This window comes from Helicobacter pylori (genome assembly GCF_003636935.1).
Lineage (GTDB): Bacteria > Campylobacterota > Campylobacteria > Campylobacterales > Helicobacteraceae > Helicobacter > Helicobacter pylori_CH.
This window is the reverse complement of record NZ_MVVH01000001.1, coordinates 168065-186999: the sequence shown is the minus strand read 5'-3', so window position 1 is coordinate 186999 and position 18935 is coordinate 168065. Positions and strand designations below refer to the sequence as shown.

At 37.1% G+C, this 18935-nt stretch carries 13 protein-coding genes, 1 tRNA gene and 3 pseudogenes; 8 read left to right on the top strand and 9 right to left on the bottom strand.

Annotated elements, in window-relative coordinates; translation table 11 throughout:
- Positions 1-111 precede the first annotated feature (111 nt).
- Positions 112-1809: a methyl-accepting chemotaxis protein TlpB gene (gene tlpB / locus EAL87_RS00925; protein WP_120912603.1), complete on the top strand. Its 1698-nt coding sequence runs from the start codon at positions 112-114 to the stop codon at positions 1807-1809.
- A 178-nt stretch (positions 1810-1987) separates the two neighbouring features.
- Positions 1988-3632 (top strand): annotated as a pseudogene (locus EAL87_RS00920) (DNA methyltransferase); the annotation flags it as partial.
- A gap of 94 nt (positions 3633-3726) precedes the next feature.
- On the opposite strand, the gene EAL87_RS00915 reads toward EAL87_RS00920, so the two are convergent.
- Both EAL87_RS00915 and thrC read right to left on the bottom strand, forming a co-directional pair.
- On the bottom strand, positions 3727-4440 hold the full coding sequence (locus tag EAL87_RS00915; RefSeq protein ID WP_120912602.1) for a hypothetical protein: 714 nt from the start codon (positions 4438-4440) through the stop codon (positions 3727-3729).
- Between the two features lie 104 nt (positions 4441-4544).
- Entirely contained in the window at positions 4545-5999 is a 1455-nt protein-coding gene (gene thrC / locus EAL87_RS00910; protein ID WP_120912601.1) for a threonine synthase, read from the bottom strand.
- Between the two features lie 203 nt (positions 6000-6202).
- Here thrC and tlpA point away from each other — a divergent pair, with 203 nt between their 5' ends.
- The 3 genes from tlpA to EAL87_RS00895 all read left to right on the top strand — a co-directional run bounded on the left by tlpA (position 6203) and on the right by EAL87_RS00895 (position 10608).
- The gene (tlpA, locus tag EAL87_RS00905; RefSeq protein WP_120912600.1) at positions 6203-8230 is read left to right on the top strand and encodes a methyl-accepting chemotaxis protein TlpA; all 2028 of its coding nucleotides are present in this window, start codon (positions 6203-6205) and stop codon (positions 8228-8230) included.
- Positions 8230-9336 carry an epoxyqueuosine reductase QueH gene (locus EAL87_RS00900; protein ID WP_120912599.1) on the top strand — a complete coding sequence of 369 codons (1107 nt, stop codon included), beginning with the start codon at positions 8230-8232 and terminating at the stop codon, positions 9334-9336. The genes tlpA and EAL87_RS00900 overlap by 1 nt, the downstream gene beginning before the upstream one ends.
- A gap of 510 nt (positions 9337-9846) precedes the next feature.
- Entirely contained in the window at positions 9847-10608 is a 762-nt protein-coding gene (locus EAL87_RS00895; RefSeq protein ID WP_120912598.1) for an outer membrane beta-barrel protein, read from the top strand.
- On the opposite strand, the gene EAL87_RS00890 is transcribed toward EAL87_RS00895, so the two are convergent.
- The 4 genes and pseudogenes from EAL87_RS00890 to EAL87_RS00875 form a co-directional block, all read right to left on the bottom strand.
- Positions 10605-11369, bottom strand: coding sequence for a glycosyltransferase family 2 protein (locus EAL87_RS00890; protein WP_120912597.1), 765 nt, complete (start codon positions 11367-11369; stop codon positions 10605-10607). The genes EAL87_RS00895 and EAL87_RS00890 overlap by 4 nt on opposite strands.
- Before the next feature lie 179 nt (positions 11370-11548).
- The gene (locus tag EAL87_RS00885) at positions 11549-12691 is read right to left on the bottom strand and encodes an HNH endonuclease (RefSeq protein WP_240444216.1); all 1143 of its coding nucleotides are present in this window, start codon (positions 12689-12691) and stop codon (positions 11549-11551) included.
- Between the two features lie 2 nt (positions 12692-12693).
- Positions 12694-13071: pseudogene (locus EAL87_RS00880) on the bottom strand (site-specific DNA-methyltransferase); the annotation flags it as partial.
- A 115-nt stretch (positions 13072-13186) separates the two neighbouring features.
- Positions 13187-14131, bottom strand: coding sequence for a D-2-hydroxyacid dehydrogenase (locus EAL87_RS00875; RefSeq protein ID WP_120912596.1), 945 nt, complete (start codon positions 14129-14131; stop codon positions 13187-13189).
- Between the two features lie 72 nt (positions 14132-14203).
- Between EAL87_RS00875 and EAL87_RS00870 the strand changes: the two genes are divergently transcribed.
- The gene (locus EAL87_RS00870) at positions 14204-14734 is read left to right on the top strand and encodes a hypothetical protein (RefSeq protein WP_120912595.1); all 531 of its coding nucleotides are present in this window, start codon (positions 14204-14206) and stop codon (positions 14732-14734) included.
- A gap of 99 nt (positions 14735-14833) precedes the next feature.
- On the top strand, positions 14834-15730 hold the full coding sequence (locus tag EAL87_RS00865) for an alpha-1,2-fucosyltransferase (RefSeq protein ID WP_120912594.1): 897 nt from the start codon (positions 14834-14836) through the stop codon (positions 15728-15730).
- A 19-nt stretch (positions 15731-15749) separates the two neighbouring features.
- On the opposite strand, the gene EAL87_RS00860 is transcribed toward EAL87_RS00865, so the two are convergent.
- The 3 genes and pseudogenes from EAL87_RS00860 to EAL87_RS00850 form a co-directional block, all read right to left on the bottom strand.
- Positions 15750-16574 carry a DNA-methyltransferase gene (locus EAL87_RS00860; protein ID WP_120912593.1) on the bottom strand — a complete coding sequence of 275 codons (825 nt, stop codon included), beginning with the start codon at positions 16572-16574 and terminating at the stop codon, positions 15750-15752.
- A pseudogene (locus EAL87_RS00855) lies at positions 16540-17563 on the bottom strand (HTH domain-containing protein). Before EAL87_RS00855 ends, EAL87_RS00860 begins: the two are co-directional and overlap by 35 nt.
- Before the next feature lie 215 nt (positions 17564-17778).
- Positions 17779-17870, bottom strand: a tRNA-Ser gene (locus EAL87_RS00850).
- Positions 17871-18002: 132 nt separating this feature from the next.
- Here EAL87_RS00850 and fabD point away from each other — a divergent pair.
- The gene (gene fabD, locus EAL87_RS00845) at positions 18003-18932 is read left to right on the top strand and encodes an ACP S-malonyltransferase (RefSeq protein WP_120912592.1); all 930 of its coding nucleotides are present in this window, start codon (positions 18003-18005) and stop codon (positions 18930-18932) included.
- Positions 18933-18935: the final 3 nt, after the last annotated feature.

Here is an 18935-nt window from a genome sequence, read left to right as displayed (position 1 = left end):
CGGGTTTTAATTTTATTTTGTGTCTCTTCTCATTTTTCGGGGGGGGGGGGTACATTTGGAGGCTAAACTCTCAAATTAGGGTTTGACTTAAAAATGATTTATAGGAGATAAATGATGTTTGCTTCAGTATTTGCTTCGCTAGGGACTCGTATCATGCTGGTCGTGTTAGCCGCTCTTTTGGGTTTAGGGGGGCTTTTTATTGGTTTTGTAAAGGTCATGCAAAAAGATGTGTTAGCGCAACTCATGGAACATTTAGAAACCGGGCAATACAAAAAGCGTGAAAAAACGCTCGCTTACATGACAGAGATTCTTGAACAGGGCATTCATGAGTATTACAAAAATTTTGATAATGCTACTGCAAGAAAAATGGCGTTAGATTATTTCAAACGCATCAACGACGATAAGGGCATGATTTATATGGTGGTGGTGGATAAAAACGGAGTGGTATTGTTTGATCCGGTCAATCCTAAAACCGTAGGCCAATCAGGGCTTGACGCTCAGAGCGTTGATGGGGTGTATTATGTTAGGGGGTATTTGGAAGCGGCTAAAAAAGGGGGTGGCTATACTTATTATAAAATGCCTAAATACGATGGAGGCGTGCCGGAGAAAAAATTCGCCTACTCGCATTATGATGAGGTGTCTCAAATGGTGATCGCAGCGACTTCTTATTACACTGACATTAACATCGAAAATAAAGCGATTAAAGAAGGCGTGAATAAGGTTTTTGATGAAAACACCACAAAACTATTCCTTTGGATACTGACAGCGACGATAGCGTTAGTGGTTTTGACGCTCATATACGCTAAATTAAGGATCGTGAAACGCATTGATGAACTGGTCCTTAAAATCAACGCTTTTAGCCATGGGGATAAGGATTTGAGGGTCAAAATTGATGTGGATGATCGCAACGATGAAATTTCGCAAGTGGGCCGTGGGGTCAATTTGTTTGTGGAGAATGCCCGCTTGATTATGGAAGAGATTAAAGGGATTTCCACCCTCAATAAAACTTCAATGGATAAATTGGTCCAAATCACGCAAGAAACCCAAAAGAGCATGAAAAATTCCTCAACCACCTTAAATTCCGTAAAAAATAAAGCCACTGATATAGCGAGCATGATGAATATTTCCATAGAGCAGTCTCAAGGGTTAAGGAAGCGCTTGATTGAAACGCAAGGGCTTGTCAAAGAGAGCAAGGATGCGATCGGGGATTTATTTTCTCAAATCACAGAGAGTGCGCACACTGAAGAGGAACTCTCTAGCAAAGTGGAGCAACTAAGCCGTAACGCTGATGATGTCAAATCCATTTTGGATATTATCAATGATATTGCCGATCAAACGAATCTATTAGCCCTAAACGCCGCTATTGAAGCCGCAAGAGCCGGCGAGCATGGCAGAGGCTTTGCGGTGGTGGCTGATGAAGTTAGGAATTTAGCCGGGCGCACTCAAAAATCTTTAGCCGAAATCAATTCCACTATCATGGTGATTGTCCAAGAAATCAATGCCGTGAGCTCGCAAATGAATCTCAATTCGCAAAAAATGGAACGCTTGAGCGATATGAGTAAAAGCGTGCAAGAAACTTACGAAAAAATGAGTTCTAATTTAAGCTCAGTCGTGTCAGACAGCAATCAAAGCATGGACGATTACGCTAAATCCGGACACCAAATTGAAGCTATGGTAAGCGATTTTGTAGAAGTGGAAAAAGTGGCTTCTAAGACTTTGGCTGATTCTTCAGATATTTTAAACATCGCTACGCATGTGAGTGGAACGACCATGAATTTAGACAAACAAGTGAATTTGTTTAAAACTTAAGGGTCAAGATAACTCAAGGATCCTTGATGGGAGTTTAAGTTATCTTGACCCAAAATAAAATTTAAATAAGGTTTTTATCATTTTATTTTTTAAGTGAGACTAAAGAAGGGTCATAAGCGACAACCAAACTATGATAAAAACCTATATGAAGTTATAATTGTTATGCTATACTACTCAAATGAATAGAGGTTTGCAAGAGATTCTAAATGGAGATAGTTTATATATTCTAAAAAATCATATAGAAGATAATTTTATAGACATTATTATTACTTCGCCACCGTATAATGTGGCACACAAATATGAAAATTATAATGATGATTTAAATTTTGAATCTTATCTCAAATCAATGCACGATATTTTTAAAGAATGCTACCGTGTGCTTAAGGAGGATGGGAGGATCTGTGTCAATGTACCTTTTGCGGTAAAAAATAGAGATAGCAAGGAGGTGAGATTTTTAAGTATTTATATAACACAAATTTTGAATGAAATTGGTTTTAAGGAGTTTGAACTTATAACTTGGCACAAGGGAAAAGATGTTAAGCACTTTCAAGGGAATAATACAGCTTGGGGAAGTTGGAAAAGCCCTTCTTGCCCGTCTTTTAGACCTTTAGGAGAAGTAATATTAGTGTTTTATAAGGAAAATAAAACTCATAAAAATGAGAGAGAATTAGCAGATATTACTAGCCAAGAGTTTAAAGAATGGACAAAAAATATTTGGTATTTTGATAAAGATAGTGATCAAGGCTTTGAAAATATTTTATGTGTTAGCAACAATGCCAAAAAAAGATTTACATCCCGCACCTTACCCAGAAGAATTAATTGAGAGATTATTAAAAATTTATTCTTATCAAAATGATATTGTGTTAGATCCTTTTAATGGCACGGGCACGACAGCTTATGTAGCAGATCAATTACATAGGCAGTTTATCGGCATTGAGTTATCAAGCAAATATTGCAAAATTGCTATTGAAAGATTACAAAAAATCACAGATTCTCAAGCTATCCCTATCATAAAAAGCTACCCTACAACACTAACAAATTTAGTCAATAGTGATAATGTACTAGACTCTTTAAATGAAGTTTTTCCTTATAAAGAAGCCTTTAGCCCTTATCTTATAGAGCATTTGCAACATCGTTTTGGTTGTTCTATTGAGAGCGTTTATGATCCATTTTGTGGTGTTGGCTCTAGCTTTTTAAATACACAAACGCAAGTTTACTATGGTTTTGATACTTCACCATTTGCCATAAATGTCGCTAAAGCAAAATTAGAAAAATTAGATTCTAATAACTTAAAAAAAGCAGAAAAACATGTCGGTAATTTTATGGATAGCAATAGAGAATATCCATTTCCACAATGGGAATCTTTTGGCAAATATACTAATAAAAAGCGATTTGATCTCATCATGGATTTTATAGAATCTTTTAAAGATTTAGATGAAAAAATTTATCATTTTGTGCGTTTTCTAGTATTTTGCAATTTGGAAAAAATGCTGAATTTTAAAAAAGATGGTAATGGCATTAAGTATAGAGAAAGCAAGATTAAAGATATAGAAGTTTATCTTAAGGCACTCACATTAAGGGCATTTGTGTTGAAAAGAGAATTTGATATAAAAAATTCTAAGGTTATAAGTTTAGAGAACTGCTCATCTATAGACAATAAACCAAAAGATAAAGTTGATTGTGTTTTAACATCTCCGCCATATGCAAATTTATTTGATTATTTTGAAATTTACAAAATGGAGTTATGGAGTAGCAAAATTGTAAAAAGTTATGAAGAGTGGAAAAAGCTCAAAAAATCTGCTCTAAGAAATAACAAAAATGCATAATAAAGCGAATTTTAAAAAACTTACTAGACACAGCTAATACGAGTAAAAAGCCTTTGGAAAAGCTACCCAAACGCTTTTATTAAAAGAGCGATTAAGCCTTAGAAATATCAATTTTAAAGGTGTGGATTTCATCTTCTAAAAAGACTTTAATCACCACCACGCCCGGGGTTTTAAGATTTTTGGTATCCACCACCACAAACCCTCCTTTAGCCTTACTTTCAACATTAAGAGTGTTGTTTTTAAGGTAGTTGATCGCTAGGATTTTCAAAGCTTGGCGGCTTTCTTGCATGACCTCTTGCTCTTCCACATCATCCATCATCATCATGCCAAAGCCTGGCCCATACATGCCCATTCCCCCATACATCATGCCGTTATAAGCTAAAAATCCCCCTTGCCCATAATAAAACATAGGCGGGGTGATCATATTGACATTATCAATAGGGGTGGTTGGCACGGCAATATTAAAACTTTGTAAAATGCCCTCAAAATCAAAACTGGATTTCATCACCTGTCTTAAGCTTAAGACCGGTAAATTCGTTTGGTTGATAGACACCGAAATGGCTTTACGGCTAAACACCACAGGATTTCCCTCTAAAACTTGCGCTGCTACATACAGCACCAAAGGGGACTCGTTCAAGCCTTTTAACTTGCTTTGAGCGATTTCTAGCTGGACTTTAGATTTGGCTTGCGTGGAAGTCATCACTTGAATCCCATTATTATAAGATGTAACATGTTCAGGCGTGATCTTATAGCTCGCGCAAGCGCTCATCAGTAAGGCTACCGCTACTAAAACGATTTTTCTCATCAAAATCCCTTTCATTAAAGTTTAATTTCCGTTTAGAATTTTCTTATTATAGTGTAGTTTGACTTAAAATTGAGATTTTATTAGGCATAAGGGCTTAAAAAAGATTAATGAATGCTTTCTAGCCACAAAAGGATAGAAGATTTGATCTCATTGAGTTTTAAAACTTCTTGGTGTTTGATCTCTTTTTCAAACAAATCATCAAGGCGTTTGCTATTTGAGGTATTGTAGTTGTTTTTTAGCGCTTCTAGGGCGGTTTTATCGTCTTTTTTTTGCCCGTTTAGGGCTAAAAGGGTGGTGCTAGGGAATTTTTCATAAGAAGCGGTGGCAGAAACAAGGGTTTTTTCGTTGGTTTTTAAGCTAGCGTTTAAAGCGGTGGCGGTGTGGGGGTCAATCAGGTATTGGTGCTCTGCATAAACTTCTTGAATGGTTTTCAAGCAAGCTTCATCTGAGCAGCTCGCACAAGAAAAATGTTCCTGTAAAAGGGCTAATTCTTTAGGCTTTAAGGCGTAAAATTTCTCTTCTTCTAAAGCTTGCATCAATTCCAGCGTGCGTTCAAACCCAAAAAGGCTAAAAAGCGCCCTTTCCACGTTAGAGCTTTTTAAAATATCCATAGCCGGCGAGAAAGTTTGCTTTAAAGAGCGGTGGGTTAAATCGTAACGGCCTGTCTCTATGAACTCCCTTAAAACATCGTTACTGTTGGTTACCACCTTGATTTTAGCGATATTCAAGCCCATTTTTTTGGCATAAAACGCCCCTAAAGCGTTCCCAAAATTACCGCTGGGTATGGCTAGGGTGATTTTTTCTTTAGAATTGATTGCGCCTTTTTTATACAATTCTAAAAAGCCCCAAATATGATAGACGATTTGAAAAGCGATACGCCCAAAATTCACGGAATTAGCCACGCTTAATTTCAATTGGCGCGTTTTTAGGGCTTCGTTAAAATCGTCGTCTTTTAAAAGGTTTTTGAGCGCGTTTTGCGCATCATCAAAATCCCCACTCACCCCAAAGACCTTTAAATTGCTAGCGCTTTGGGTTACCATTTGGAGTTTTTGGACTAAACTTGTGCCGTCTTTGGGGTATAAACACACCACAAAAACATTAGGCATGCCCGCCAAACTTTCTAAAGTCGCAGGGCCGGTATCCCCGCTTGTAGAAACGAGCATTAAATACTTTTCATTTTTTCCCACCGCTAGATTAGAAAACAAGCTCGCTAAAGGCTGTAACGCCATGTCTTTAAACGCCAAACTAGGCCCATGGTAGAGTTCTTGGATAAAAAGCCTTTCATTGAACGCAAAAATAGGGGCTGGATTTTTAGGGTTATCAAAATTCTCATAGCGTTTTAAAGCGTCTGTCAATAAACCTTTAGAAACTTCTAAACCCAAGCGTTCAAACACGCATTCTACTAGCTCACTATAGCTCAGATTCAAACAATCTTGCCATTCTAATGTTTCAAAATTTTCTAAAGTGTAAAGCCCGCCTTTTGGGGCGTTGGGGTTAAGTATCGCTTCAATAAAATCAATCTTTTTTTCTTTCAAAGAACGCGTGGGGACAAAAGGCATTATTCTTCCTTACCATAAATTTTTAGCCATAGCATACCCTAAAAGAACGAATGCAACCTTAAAACGATTTTTTAATGAGAATGATTGATCGTCTTTTTAATTTAGTATTTAGTTTAATTTTTAATTTATACTTATAAGACTATAATGCGGTTTAAAATTTTGCCGCAAATGGGCAAAAAATTTCATCATAGTAAGGTTGTGTTTTGTCTAAAGGTTTGAGTATCGGTAATAAAATCATATTGTGGGTGGCGTTGATTGTGATCGTGTGCGTGAGCATTTTAGGGGTGTCCTTGAACAGCAGGGTGAAAGAAATTTTAAAAGAAAACACCTTGCGTTCTATGCAAGATAGTTTGCATTTTAAGGTTAAGGAAGTGCAAGGGGTTCTGGAAAACACCTATACGAGCATGGGCATTGTCAAAGAAATGCTCCCTAAAGACACCAAAAGAGAAATCAAAATCCATTTGTTAAAAAACTTCATTTTAAACAATTCGCATGTCGCTGGGGTGGGCATGTTTTTTAAAGACAGAGAAGATTTGAGGTTGATGCTTTTAAGGGATAACGATACGATCAAATTGATGGAAAACACATCATTAAGGAATAACCCTTTAGTGCAAAAAGCGATGAAAACTAAAGAAATTTCTAAAAGCTTGCCTTATTATAGGAAAATGCCTAATGGGGCGGAAGTTTATGGGGTTGATATTCTTTTACCTTTATTGAATGAAAACGCTCAAGAGGTTGTAGGGGCTTTGATGGTTTTTATTTCCATTGACAGCTTCAGTAATGAAATCACTAAAAACAGGAGCGATCTCTTTTTAATTGGCGTTAAAGGTAAAGTGCTTTTGAGCGCGAATAAAAATTTGCAAGACAAGTCCATCACCGAAATTTATAAGAGCGTGCCTAAAGCCACCAATGAAGTGATGGCTATTTTAGAAAACGGCTCTAAAGCGACTTTAGAATACTTGGATCCCTTTAGTCATAAGGACAATTATTTAGCCGTTGAAACCTTTAAAATGCTAGGCAAAAATACAACCGGAGATAATTTGAATTGGATGATCGCTTTAATCATTGAAAAAGACAAGGTCTATGAGCAAGTGGGATCGGTGCGTTTTGTGGTGGTTGTAGCGAGCGCAATCATGGTTTTAGCCTTAATCATAGCGATCACTCTACTCATGCGAGCGATCGTGAGCAATCGTTTGGAAGCTGTTTCTAGCACCTTGTCTCATTTCTTTAAATTATTGAACAATCAAGCCCATTCCAGCGATATTAAATTGATTGAAGCGAAATCCAATGACGAATTAGGGCGCATGCAAACAGCAATCAATAAAAATATCCTGCAAACCCAAAAGACCATGCAAGAAGACAAGCAAGCCGTCCAAGACACCATTAAGGTGGTTTCAGACGTGAAAGCAGGGAATTTTGCAGTGCGCATTAACGCTGAACCCGCAAGCCCTGATTTGAAGGAATTGAGGGACGCGCTAAATGGGATCATGGATTATTTGCAAGAAAGCGTGGGGACTCACATGCCAAGCATTTTCAAAATCTTTGAAAGCTATTCTGGTTTGGACTTTAGAGGGCGGATCCAAAACGCTTCAGGTAGGGTGGAACTGGTTACTAACGCTTTAGGGCAAGAAATCCAAAAAATGCTAGAAACTTCGTCTAATTTTGCCAAAGATCTAGCGAACGATAGCGTGAATTTGAAAGAATGCGTGCAGAATTTAGAAAAGGCTTCAAACTCCCAACACAAAAGCTTGATGGAAACTTCTAAAACGATAGAAAATATCACCACTTCCATTCAAGGCGTGAGCTCTCAAAGTGAAGCCATGATTGAACAAGGGCAAGACATTAAAAGCATTGTAGAAATCATTAGAGACATCGCTGATCAAACGAATCTATTAGCCCTAAACGCTGCTATTGAAGCCGCACGGGCTGGTGAGCATGGCAGAGGCTTTGCGGTGGTGGCTGATGAAGTGAGGAAGCTCGCTGAAAGGACGCAAAAATCGCTCAGCGAGATTGAAGCCAATATTAATATTTTAGTTCAAAGCATTTCAGACACGAGCGAGAGCATTAAAAACCAGGTTAAAGAAGTAGAAGAGATCAACGCCTCTATTGAAGCCTTAAGATCGGTTACTGAGGGCAATCTAAAAATCGCTAGCGATTCGTTAGAAATCAGTCAAGAAATTGACAAAGTCTCTAACGATATTTTAGAAGATGTGAACAAAAAGCAGTTTTAATGCTCATTCATATTTGCTGCTCAGTGGATAACCTCTATTTTTTAAAAAAGGCTAAAGAGGCTTTTGTGGGTGAAAAAATGATAGGGTTTTTTTATAACCCCAATATCCACCCTTATAGCGAATACTTGTTGCGTTTAGAAGACGTGAAACGCACTTGTGAGATGCTAGAAATTGAATTGCTTGAGGGCGATTATGAATTAGAAAAATTTTTAGATAAAGCTAAGGGTAAGGAATTGTTAGGGGAAAAAAGCGAACGCTGTTTTGAGTGCTTTGATTTACGCTTAGAAGCGAGCGCGTTGAAAGCCTTTGAATTAGGGGAAGAAAAATTCACCACCACCTTACTCACAAGCCCTAAAAAAGACCCTAACCAGCTCATCGCTAAGGGGCAACACATTGCGCAAAGGCACAATTTGGAATTTGTTGTGTTTAGAAACGATAATTTTGAACATTTTAAGAGCGAGTTGGATTTAAATTTGCAAGCTTTAGCGAGAGAAAACGAGCTTTACAGGCAAAATTATTGCGGTTGCCAATTCGCTTTAAAAATCCAAAAAGAATCCCAAAACAGAAGCCCCTTTGAACTTTATTCGCCTTTAAAACGCCAGATTTTACCCGCAAGCGTTGAAGAAAGAACGCAAGTTTTTAGAACACTAGACGCAGCTAAAAAGGACGCTAATAAGCCTTTTTTAGCCCAAAAAACGATCGCAACTTACCGCTTATTAAATGGAGGCGTGTGGCTTTCTAAAAATTCAAACCCCTTGAATTGCTGCATTCTGGCACGCTCTAAAAGTAAGGCTAAAGTGAGAATCAACGATTTAAGGTGGGTTTTTTCTCAGCGTTTGAGCGCGTTAGTGGGTTATAGCCAAAGAGATGAAACCTTGTTTTTAACTTTAGAAGGCCTTAATACTCTTATGGCAAAAAACTACGATAATTTAAAAGATCTCAACCTTAACCCCTTAAGTTATGAAGAAGAGTTGTCTTTAAGGGCGTTAGTGAGCGGGAGCGAGAGTATTAACCCTATTATCGTGCTAGAAGAACGCACAGAAAAAACCCTTTTTGTAGAAATTAAAAGCGTGTTTCAAGAAGAAAAGGTGTTTTATTTGCTGTAAGCACGGGGGTTTATTTGTTCCATTTTATGGCTTTTTAGTCTGTTTTTAAACTATAGTATAGGCAAACAATAACTTGTAGGTTTTTCCTTTGTCGCAATCATTTGGAGCATGTTAGGTTTTGGGATAAGTGGATGGTTATCCTAAAAAGGTGATAACCAACCATGAGATTATTATTAGTAATCATAGTTTTAATGGTTCTCACAACGCCATTATACTAAAGTTTTGGTGCAAGCTAGAGTTAAAATCTATGGTTGCTAGCGTTTTTTATACCTCACTTATTCCCAAAATAAATTTAAGATAAAACCTAAAAACCCCATTTTTTAAAAATTAAAGAATGTTAAAGTTGGCTTAGTGATCCATACTTGGTGAGAACAAAAATTAAAGCAATATATCATATTGTAAAATATAGTATTGTGTATAATTAGGGGTCATGATTAGTCAAAACATGCAAGTAATTTAAAGTTAATTTAAGATAATTAGGCACAATACACTAAAAAATTAAGGTTGTATTTGAAAACTCTGTTTGTTGTTTATCTTTTTTTATCGTTGAACCCACTCTTTTTAGAAGCTAATGAAATCACTTGGTCTAAATTCTTAGAAAACTTTAAAAACAAGAATGAAGACGACAAACCTGAACCCCTAACCATTGATAAAAATAGCGAAAAACAGCCAGTCTTAGACAAAAACCAGCAAATCTTAAAAAGGGCTTTAGAAAAAAGCCTTAAATTCTTTTTCATTTTTGGATACAACTATTCGCAAGCCACTTTTTCAACTTCTAATCAAAGCTTGACTTTTGTAGCCAATAGCATAGGGTTTAACACCGCTACCGGTTTAGAGCATTTTTTAAGAAACCACCCTAAAGTCGGTTTTAGAATCTTTAGCGTCTATAACTATTTCCATTCTGTTTCGCTCTCTCAGCCTCAAACCTTAATGGTGCAAAATTATGGGGGCGCGTTAGATTTTTCTTGGATTTTTGTAGATAAAAATATTTATCGTTTTAGGAGTTATTTGGGTATCGCTTTAGAACAAGGGGTGTTGTTAGTGGATACGATTAAACCAGGCGCTATCACAACGATTATCCCAAGAACCAAAAAAACCTTTTTCCAAGCCCCCTTTCGTTTTGGTTTTATCGTGGATTTTATCGGCTATTTGTCCTTGCAGTTAGGGATTGAAATGCCCTTAGTGAGGAATGTTTTTTACACCTACAACAACCATCAAGAAAGATTCAAGCCACGATTTAACGCTAATCTTTCTTTAATCGTTTCGTTTTAATCCCCTTTTCCCCTTTTCAATAAGCCCATGATTTTCCTAGGGTATTTTAAAAGCATGGAAAAAACATTCGCTTGAATGCCGTTTTCTTTACATGCTCTTATGTTTTCTTTATTCCTTAATAAAAGGCTTTTAAACCCATTTGCGCTAACCCCACCGGTGCGCATGATAACTAGCACTTCTTTCAAATAAGAAAAGCTTATTTTTTGCACCACAAACAAGCGGATGATCATCTCAAAATCCGCTGAAATCTTATAATCGGTTTTGTATAGCCCATAGCGTTCATAAATGGCTTTTTTGACAAAAAGCGTAGGGTGGGCTGGCACCACGCCATAAAGCAAGGTTTTAGGGTTAAACTCCCCGCTTTCATAATAACGGACCACTTTTTCTAAACGATCCGGTTTGACAAAAACCAGATCCGCATACACGCTATCGCAATTTTTGTTTTCAAACTCATGCACCACTTTTTCTACCACAAATTCATCTTTGTAAAAATCATCGCTGTTCAATAAAGCGATAATATCCCCACTAGAACGCTTTATGCCCTTATTCATGGCATCATAAATGCCCTTGTCTTTTTCGCTCACCACGCAAGCGATTTGATCCCTGTATTTTTGAATGATTTCTAAAGTGCTATCCGTGCTAGCCCCATCTATAATGATGTATTCAATGTTTTTATAAGTTTGATGAAGCACGGAAAGAATGGTGTCTTCAATGGTTTTTTCGCTATTAAAACACGCCGTAATCACAGAAACTTTTAGCAATTAAACCCTTTTTTGATAAGTTTCTCTCTAATTTTTAGAATAAGAATGCACAGAATCTTGATAGCTATTTTACATAATCCTTGACATTAAAATAAGGTGGAATTGTGATTTGCCAAAACATCACCGCAACAAGAATTTATCCCTATTATACTGCAAAGCTAGTGGGTCTGGACGCAAATCTAATTGTTCTGGCAAGAATATGGATTTACGATTGGGTCTGGACGCAAATCTAATTGTTCTGGCAAGAATATGGATTTACGATTAAGGTTGGCTAAAATGCCCTGTCTATCCACTATGCGATTTGATGATGAAGTGATTATAACCACTTCACCATCATTTTCATATCCAAAACTAAATAACCCATTATCAAACATTTTGTGCATCTCATAACTTAAAGCTATGCCATTATTCACAGCAAAAGATCCACCGTCTCTATATGGGATAATATGCGCTGCTTCTAGCAAACATCTACTATCAATAAATAATGATTTGCCGGTTATGGCACATTTATAATCATAAGCCTCTAAAACATGTTCTCTAAATAGTTGTTGTTTTCCTACTGGTCTAAAACTATTTTTAGTATAATAAGAATATGAAATATTGTTCATGCTAGCATTTAATATATCTACAAAATTAAAATCAACGATCACATTATGAGAATCATCCAACACCAAAGCTGTTATAAGAAAGTTGTAAATATATGAAACGGGTCTATTTAATTCTATTTGCGTTTCCAAATTAAGATCTTTAAAAGCATCTTGATTGTATTGCATAAGTAAAACATCTTCTTTTGTATGGGCTAAGATATTTTGCAAAAACTCTTTTTTTAAAATTTTTATATTGTAATTTCTCATATAATTTAAAAGCACCAAATATGGGCGAATGGAATCTGCAGTATCATAGTAGGATAAAATAAGTTGTAAAATTGACTTCTTATATTGCTTCCAATTAACAATAGATAAAAATAAGTCTTTAGGCGACAAAGAATCAATATTTTTTCTATCACTTTTTGATATATTTTCATCATAAACATTAATAGAAGAACGATCAAAAGCATTTATTATTTGCTTCGCTTCTTTGGTTAGAACAAAATCATAATCACTTGGTTTATTATAATCTATAAGTCCTATTTTTCTCATATCGGGATATTTTAACTTATAGTTGGTAGAAAGGCTTGTGTTTAAATATCTTTTAGCACCAAGATGAATAAGTGTGGGCAATTCTATTCCTATAAGATTGGAAAGATTGTGCTTAAAATGTTTGAAAGAGTCAAAAAATAAACCCGTACTATTCCTTTTATATCGCATATTAACATATTCCATCATTACCCCTTTTGCAAAACAATTATGCTCTCTCGTAAATAAAATTTAGATTTAGAATCAATGATCTTCATCTGCTGACTAGATGTTTTAAGCTTCCTAGCAACAATAATTTCTTTGCATTTAAAGCCTAATTTTTGTGTCTCTTGTGCCAAGATTTCATCAGTTTGTATCGGTACTCCTTTATAGCAAGAATTTCCAACTACAATAAAGCAAAATCCTCCATCATTAAGAACTTCAAAACAATTTTTTAAAACTTTTTGCATATCAAAAAAATAATTATTCAACATTGTCAAAGTGCTTGATTCTATACCTTTATTTTTAAGAATTTCTAATGTGTGATTGAGTGATATATTCTCTATTTTATCTTGTTGTTTTAAAGCTTGCATACTAAAACCGCTTCATGAAAAACTATCGTCCGCTTTTTTAAAAAACGCTAAAAAACATTAGCGTCAGTGTGGAGAAAATCCAAACGCTCAACCCCCCTTTTTTTTGCGTTTATTTTTGAGAAGCTAAAAAATCTTGGATATTTTCTTTGGTTCTTTCTACCAAGGTTTTCAAGCTGTCGCTATACGCCCATGCGATATGGGGGGTTAAAAGCAATTTATTTTGGATCTTTGGGTTCAAAAACGCATGATCTTTTTCAAAAGGCTCTTTCACAAACACATCGCTCGCGTAATACAAATCTTTAGTTTCTAAAGTTAAAGCCAAATCCTTTTCATTCACAATGCCCCCACGCCCCGCATTGATTAAAATCGCCCCATCTTTTAAGCTTTGCAATTCTTTTAGAGCGATTAAATCGCGCGTGCTTTCATTCAAGGGAGTATGAATGCTGATAATATCACTTGTTTTAAGCAATTCTTTTAAACTCAAGCGCTCATATTCTTCTTTTTTATCTTTAGGGGAATAATACACCACCTTTGCCCCGAAAGCCTGAGCGAGCTTAGCGACTCTCTTACCGATGGCACCTAAACCAATAACCCCCCATTGACCCCCCTTAATAAGCCCCATTTTAATATCGCTAATGTGCGTAAAAATATCGCTTTGACTATATTCCCCGCTTTTGCAATAACGATCGTAATCATTGATCCTCCCTAACAAAGACAACGCGCATGCTAAAGTGTGCTGGGCTACGGATTCCGTAGAATAAGCGCTCACGTTTTTGACTTCTATGCCTAAAGCTTTCGCGCTTTTCACATCCACATTATCCGTGCCTGTAGCGGTGATGCAAATGAGTTTGAGCTTGGGTAATTGGCTTAAAACCTCTTGAGTGATAACGACTTTATTCAACACCATGATTTCAGCTTCAATTGATCGTTCAACGATTTGACTGGGCGAAGTAACCTCATAAAAATCAAAATCCGCCACTTCTTTTAAAACTTCTAGCGCTTTTAACCCCACGCTTTTAGCGTCTAAGACCACGCCTTTTTTGAATATTTTCATGCCTTTACTCCTAGATTTAATTTTAAAGTTATATAATTAAACCACAAAATCCCTTTTTTAAAGAAACTGAACATGCCAAAACCCAAGAAAAACACCCTCCCTTGTAGCCTTTCTGTCAAAATGTCTTATTTCATGCGCTTTCTCATTAAATGGCGCACCCGCTCTTTAAGCCATAAAATGATGACGCTGGTTCAAATTTTAAGCATTTTAGCTTTAGCGAGCAAGGCTAGTGAAGATTTAGAAGAGCAACTCAAAAAAATCAAGGACTACATTTATAGAACCCTAAACGCTAAGATCGCATCTGATGTGTATAGCCGAGTGCTTATTTTGGTGAATGAATATTGCGCTAATGAAGAATTGTTTGATAAAGAGAGCGTTAAAATTTCGGATTTACTCATTCAAGACATCCAGCTTTACGCTTTAGTAGATGAAATGCTTAAAGAAGATAAATACCAGGTCCAATACACCATTTTAAAGGGCATCATCAAGCGCAAATACGATGAAGCCTACTCGCTCAATAGCGAAGACAGGGTTCTTTTAGAATACCAAGAACGCTTGCTAGAACCCTCACATGCGTCTTTTTCAAATAAAAAATTCAAATGACTTGAAAGCGTTACTCACCCCACTTTTTAGGCTTTTATTGAAAAAGGGCTTTAAAATGAGCTAAAATGAGCGTTTCATTTGACAATATAAAGGGATTGAATGGCTTTTAAGGTGGTGCAAATTTGCGGGGGGCTTGGGAATCAAATGTTCCAATACGCTTTCGCTAAAAGTTTGCAAAAACACTCTAACACGCCTGTGCTGTTAGATATTACTTCTTTTGATTGGAGTAATAGGAAGATGCAATTAGAGCTTTTCCCTATTGATTTGCCCTATGCGAGCGCTAAAGAAATCGCTATAGCTAAAATGCAACACCTCCCCAAGCTAGTAAGAGACGCACTCAAATGCATGGGGTTTGATAGGGTGAGCAAAGAAATCGTTTTTGAATACGAGCCTGAATTATTAAAGCCAAGCCGCTTGACTTATTTTTATGGTTACTTCCAAGATCCACGATATTTTGATGCTATATCCCCTTTAATCAAGCAAACCTTCACCCTACCCCCCCCCGAAAATGGAAATAATAAAAAAAAAGAGGAAGAATACCACCGCAAGCTCTCTTTGATTTTAGCCGCTAAAAACAGCGTGTTTGTGCATATAAGAAGAGGGGATTATGTGGGGATTGGCTGTCAGCTTGGTATTGACTATCAAAAAAAGGCTGTTGAGTATATGGCAAAGCGCGTGCCAAACATGGAGCTTTTTGTGTTTTGCGAAGACTTAAAATTCACACAAAATCTTGATCTTGGCTACCCTTTTATGGACATGACCACTAGGGATAAAGAAGAAGAGGCGTATTGGGACATGCTGCTCATGCAATCCTGTCAGCATGGCATTATCGCTAACAGCACTTATAGCTGGTGGGCGGCCTATTTGATAAACAATCCAGAAAAAATCATTATTGGCCCCAAACACTGGCTTTTTGGGCATGAAAATATCCTTTGTAAGGAATGGGTGAAAATAGAATCCCATTTTGAGATAAAATCCCAAAAGTATAACGCTTAAAGTGGCTTAAAAAAAGGGCTTATTGGAAATTCAAATCTTTGATTTTAGATCGGATTTCTTTGTAGCGAGCGTCTAATTCTAATTTTCTGTTCATGGATATTTTGATAAACTCGCTTTCTTTTTCTATACCGATAAATTCCCTCTTCAAAAGATTAGCCGCAATGCCTGTGGTGGAGCTCCCGCTAAAAGGATCGCCAATGAGGGAATTTTCATCGCTCGCCATTAAAAGCAATCGCACCAACAGCGCGAGAGGTTTTTGAGTGGGGTGCTTGCCATTTGCTTTTTCCCAAGGAGCGATCGCTGGGAAATTCCACACATCACGCATTTGTTTATCGTTATTGATCTTTTTTAAAACCTCATAGTTAAAAACATGCTTATGCTTGCGGCTTTTCCTCGCCCAAATGATTTGCTCAGCCGAATGCGTCAAATAACGGCAGCTGAAATTGGGCGGGGGGTTGGTTTTTTGCCAAGTGATGAGGTTTAAAATCTTAAAATCCAATTTTTGTAAAATGCGCCCTAAAGAAAAGATGTTGTGGTAAGTCCCGCTGATTAAAAGGCTTCCTGTGTTTTTTAAAGCCTTTTTGGCGTTGTTGATCCACTGGTAATTAAACTCATCAATATCGTTAATCCCATTTTCTTTATCCCAATCGCCTTTATTGACGCTCACAATCTTGCCGCTCTGTATGCTTAAGCCGTCGTTAGAAAGGAAATAAGGCGGATCAGCAAAAATCAAATCAAAAGCATTTTCAAATTGGGGCAAAACCTCATTGCAATCCCCTTGATAAAGAGTGAAAAGCTCGTCTGCGCTTTTAAAAATGGGGTAAGAAAGATAAGGCACTCCCATTTTTTCCTGCTTTAATGCCCTTGTCTTTAATGTATTTTTGCATTGCTTCATCATCAAGCACTTCATCAAAAAACTCCCCCATATCCACTGCCGTATCAAGTCCTTTCTCAATTTGCTTGTTAATGTTTGCTATAAAAGGCTTAAAATCCTCCGGACTTTGTTCTATAAGCATGTTAAGTGTGGGTATATCAATCTCCCTTTCTTTAGCTGGCAACAAGATTTTGGAGTTTGAAATCTCAGATTCCAGCTTGATAACCCCTATACCAAAGCTTTGGTTGAGCCGCCTTAATTCGCCCAAAACTTCATATTCATCTTTAATCTTAAAAACCACCAAATACCCCTCATTAGCCCAAGTAGAATTGCTCACCGCTTGGAAATAGCTTTCTTTTAAATTGGAAAAACTAAGCTCTTTTTTAAGCTCAAAGGAAAAAAGCTTGTGTTTTTCTTGACCGGTATGGTGTAAAAATTTCAAAGTTTCTTCTTTATATTTATTGTAGGGAAAATACACGCCCACGATGTCAGGATAATTCCACTTGCATTCGCCCACTTCGCCTTTTTTACATTCTTCATGGCGGATGGTTTTGCATAGGAGCTTGAAATTTGGATCTTCGCTGAGGAATTTCACAAGCAGTGGGTGTAAAACCCTTTCATGAAAAGAGTTTTTTTGTTTTTTTGGCTGTGCCTGAACACTCGCTCTGTTCATCATCTTCTTCTTTGGCATCTAGGGTTTTTTGTGGAGGAAATTCTCTTTCACGAGATTTGAGCCAATAGAAAAAGGTTTTTCCTTCTTTGCGTGCAACATAGAATTGCTTGTCTTCCTCTTTAATGTTGTGCTCACCAAGCTGACTTCCAAGACTATGAGAAAGTATTTTTCCGTCGTTGCATTCTTTATCCAATCCCATTTCACAAGCTTTTTCAAAAATTTCTTTAACGCTCAAAGGCTTCCCTGCTTGTTCTAAAACTTTTTTACCTAATTCTATGTAAGTCATGTTCTTTCTTTTTTGTGATTGTAGTGGAAACGATTATACTCAAAATGTTTGAAAATACCGCAACCCTTATAGGGTTTAGGCTGGGTGTCTCTCTTCACCCAACCTAAAATTTGTATTTGTAAAATCTGTAAAAGGAGTGTCGTAAAAGGAATGCTTAGAAACTATGGTGTCTCGTTAATACATTCTAAACAAAAAGTTTTTAAAGGCAAAAAGGCTGGCGGACAGGGAGGGATTCGAACCCTCGGTAACCTTGACGGCTACGCATCCTTAGCAGGGATGTGGTTTCAGCCAACTCACCCACCTGTCCTCATTCACAAAGTAGAATTATAGTAAAAATAAGTTAAAATAAACCTTAAACTTTAATGGTTTCTAAACAAAACTAAGGGCTTTTATATTACAATCTCAAATTATGGATTAATAAAATTTAAAGGATAACACCATGCAATACGCGCTATTATTTCCAGGGCAAGGCTCGCAATGTATAGGAATGGGGAAATCATTCTATGAGAGCCACACCCTAGCCAAAGAATTGTTTGAAAGGGCTTCTAACGCGCTTAAAGTGGATATGAAAAAAACGCTTTTTGAAGAAAACGAGCTTTTAAAAGAAAGCGCTTACACCCAGCCTGCCATTTATTTAGTGAGCTATATCGCTTACCAATTACTCAACAAGCAAGCAAATGGGGGGTTAAAACCCGTTTTTGCTTTAGGGCATTCGCTCGGTGAAGTGAGCGCGGTGTCTTTGAGTGGGGCGTTAGATTTTGAAAAAGCCCTTAAACTCACGCACCAAAGAGGTAAAATGATGCAAGAAGCGTGCCTGAATAAAGACGCTTCCATGATGGTCGTTTTGGGCGTTTCTGAAGAAAGCCTTTTAAGCTTGTGTCAAAGAACCAAAAACGTGTGGTGCGCGAATTTTAATGGTGGCATGCAAGTGGTTTTAGCCGGGGTTAAAGACGATTTGAAAGCCCTAGAGCCGACTTTAAAGGAAATGGGGGCTAAAAGAGTGGTTTTTTTAGAAATGAGCGTGGCGAGCCATTGCCCTTTTTTAGAGCCTATGATTTTTAAATTCCAGGAATTGCTAGAAAAAAACCTGAAAGATAAATTCCATTTTGAAATCATTTCCAATGCGACTAATGAAGCGTATCACAACAAAGCAAAAGCCGTTGAATTATTGAGCTTGCAACTCACTCAGCCGGTGCGTTATCAAGACTGCGTGAAATCTAACAACGACCGAGTGGATGTTTTTTTTGAATTAGGCTGTGGGAGTGTGTTAAAGGGGCTTAACAAGCGCTTAAGCAACAAGCCCACTATAAGCGTGGGGGATAATAAAGGGCTTGATGAAGCCATTGAATTTTTAGAAGAATACGTGTGATGG

Excerpts from the sequence above, each read along its gene's own strand:
- tlpB (WP_120912603.1), top strand. The coding sequence starts at position 112 with ATGATGTTTGCTTCAGTATTTGCTTCGCTAGGGACTCGTATCATGCTG.
- EAL87_RS00915 (WP_120912602.1), bottom strand. The coding sequence starts at position 4,440 with ATGAGAAAAATCGTTTTAGTAGCGGTAGCCTTACTGATGAGCGCTTGC.
- thrC (WP_120912601.1), bottom strand. The coding sequence starts at position 5,999 with ATGCCTTTTGTCCCCACGCGTTCTTTGAAAGAAAAAAAGATTGATTTT.
- EAL87_RS00900 (WP_120912599.1), top strand. The coding sequence starts at position 8,230 with ATGCTCATTCATATTTGCTGCTCAGTGGATAACCTCTATTTTTTAAAA.
- EAL87_RS00885 (WP_240444216.1), bottom strand. The coding sequence starts at position 12,691 with ATGGAATATGTTAATATGCGATATAAAAGGAATAGTACGGGTTTATTT.
- EAL87_RS00875 (WP_120912596.1), bottom strand. The coding sequence starts at position 14,131 with ATGAAAATATTCAAAAAAGGCGTGGTCTTAGACGCTAAAAGCGTGGGG.
- EAL87_RS00870 (WP_120912595.1), top strand. The coding sequence starts at position 14,204 with ATGCCAAAACCCAAGAAAAACACCCTCCCTTGTAGCCTTTCTGTCAAA.
- EAL87_RS00865 (WP_120912594.1), top strand. The coding sequence starts at position 14,834 with ATGGCTTTTAAGGTGGTGCAAATTTGCGGGGGGCTTGGGAATCAAATG.
- EAL87_RS00860 (WP_120912593.1), bottom strand. The coding sequence starts at position 16,574 with ATGGGAGTGCCTTATCTTTCTTACCCCATTTTTAAAAGCGCAGACGAG.
- fabD (WP_120912592.1), top strand. The coding sequence starts at position 18,003 with ATGCAATACGCGCTATTATTTCCAGGGCAAGGCTCGCAATGTATAGGA.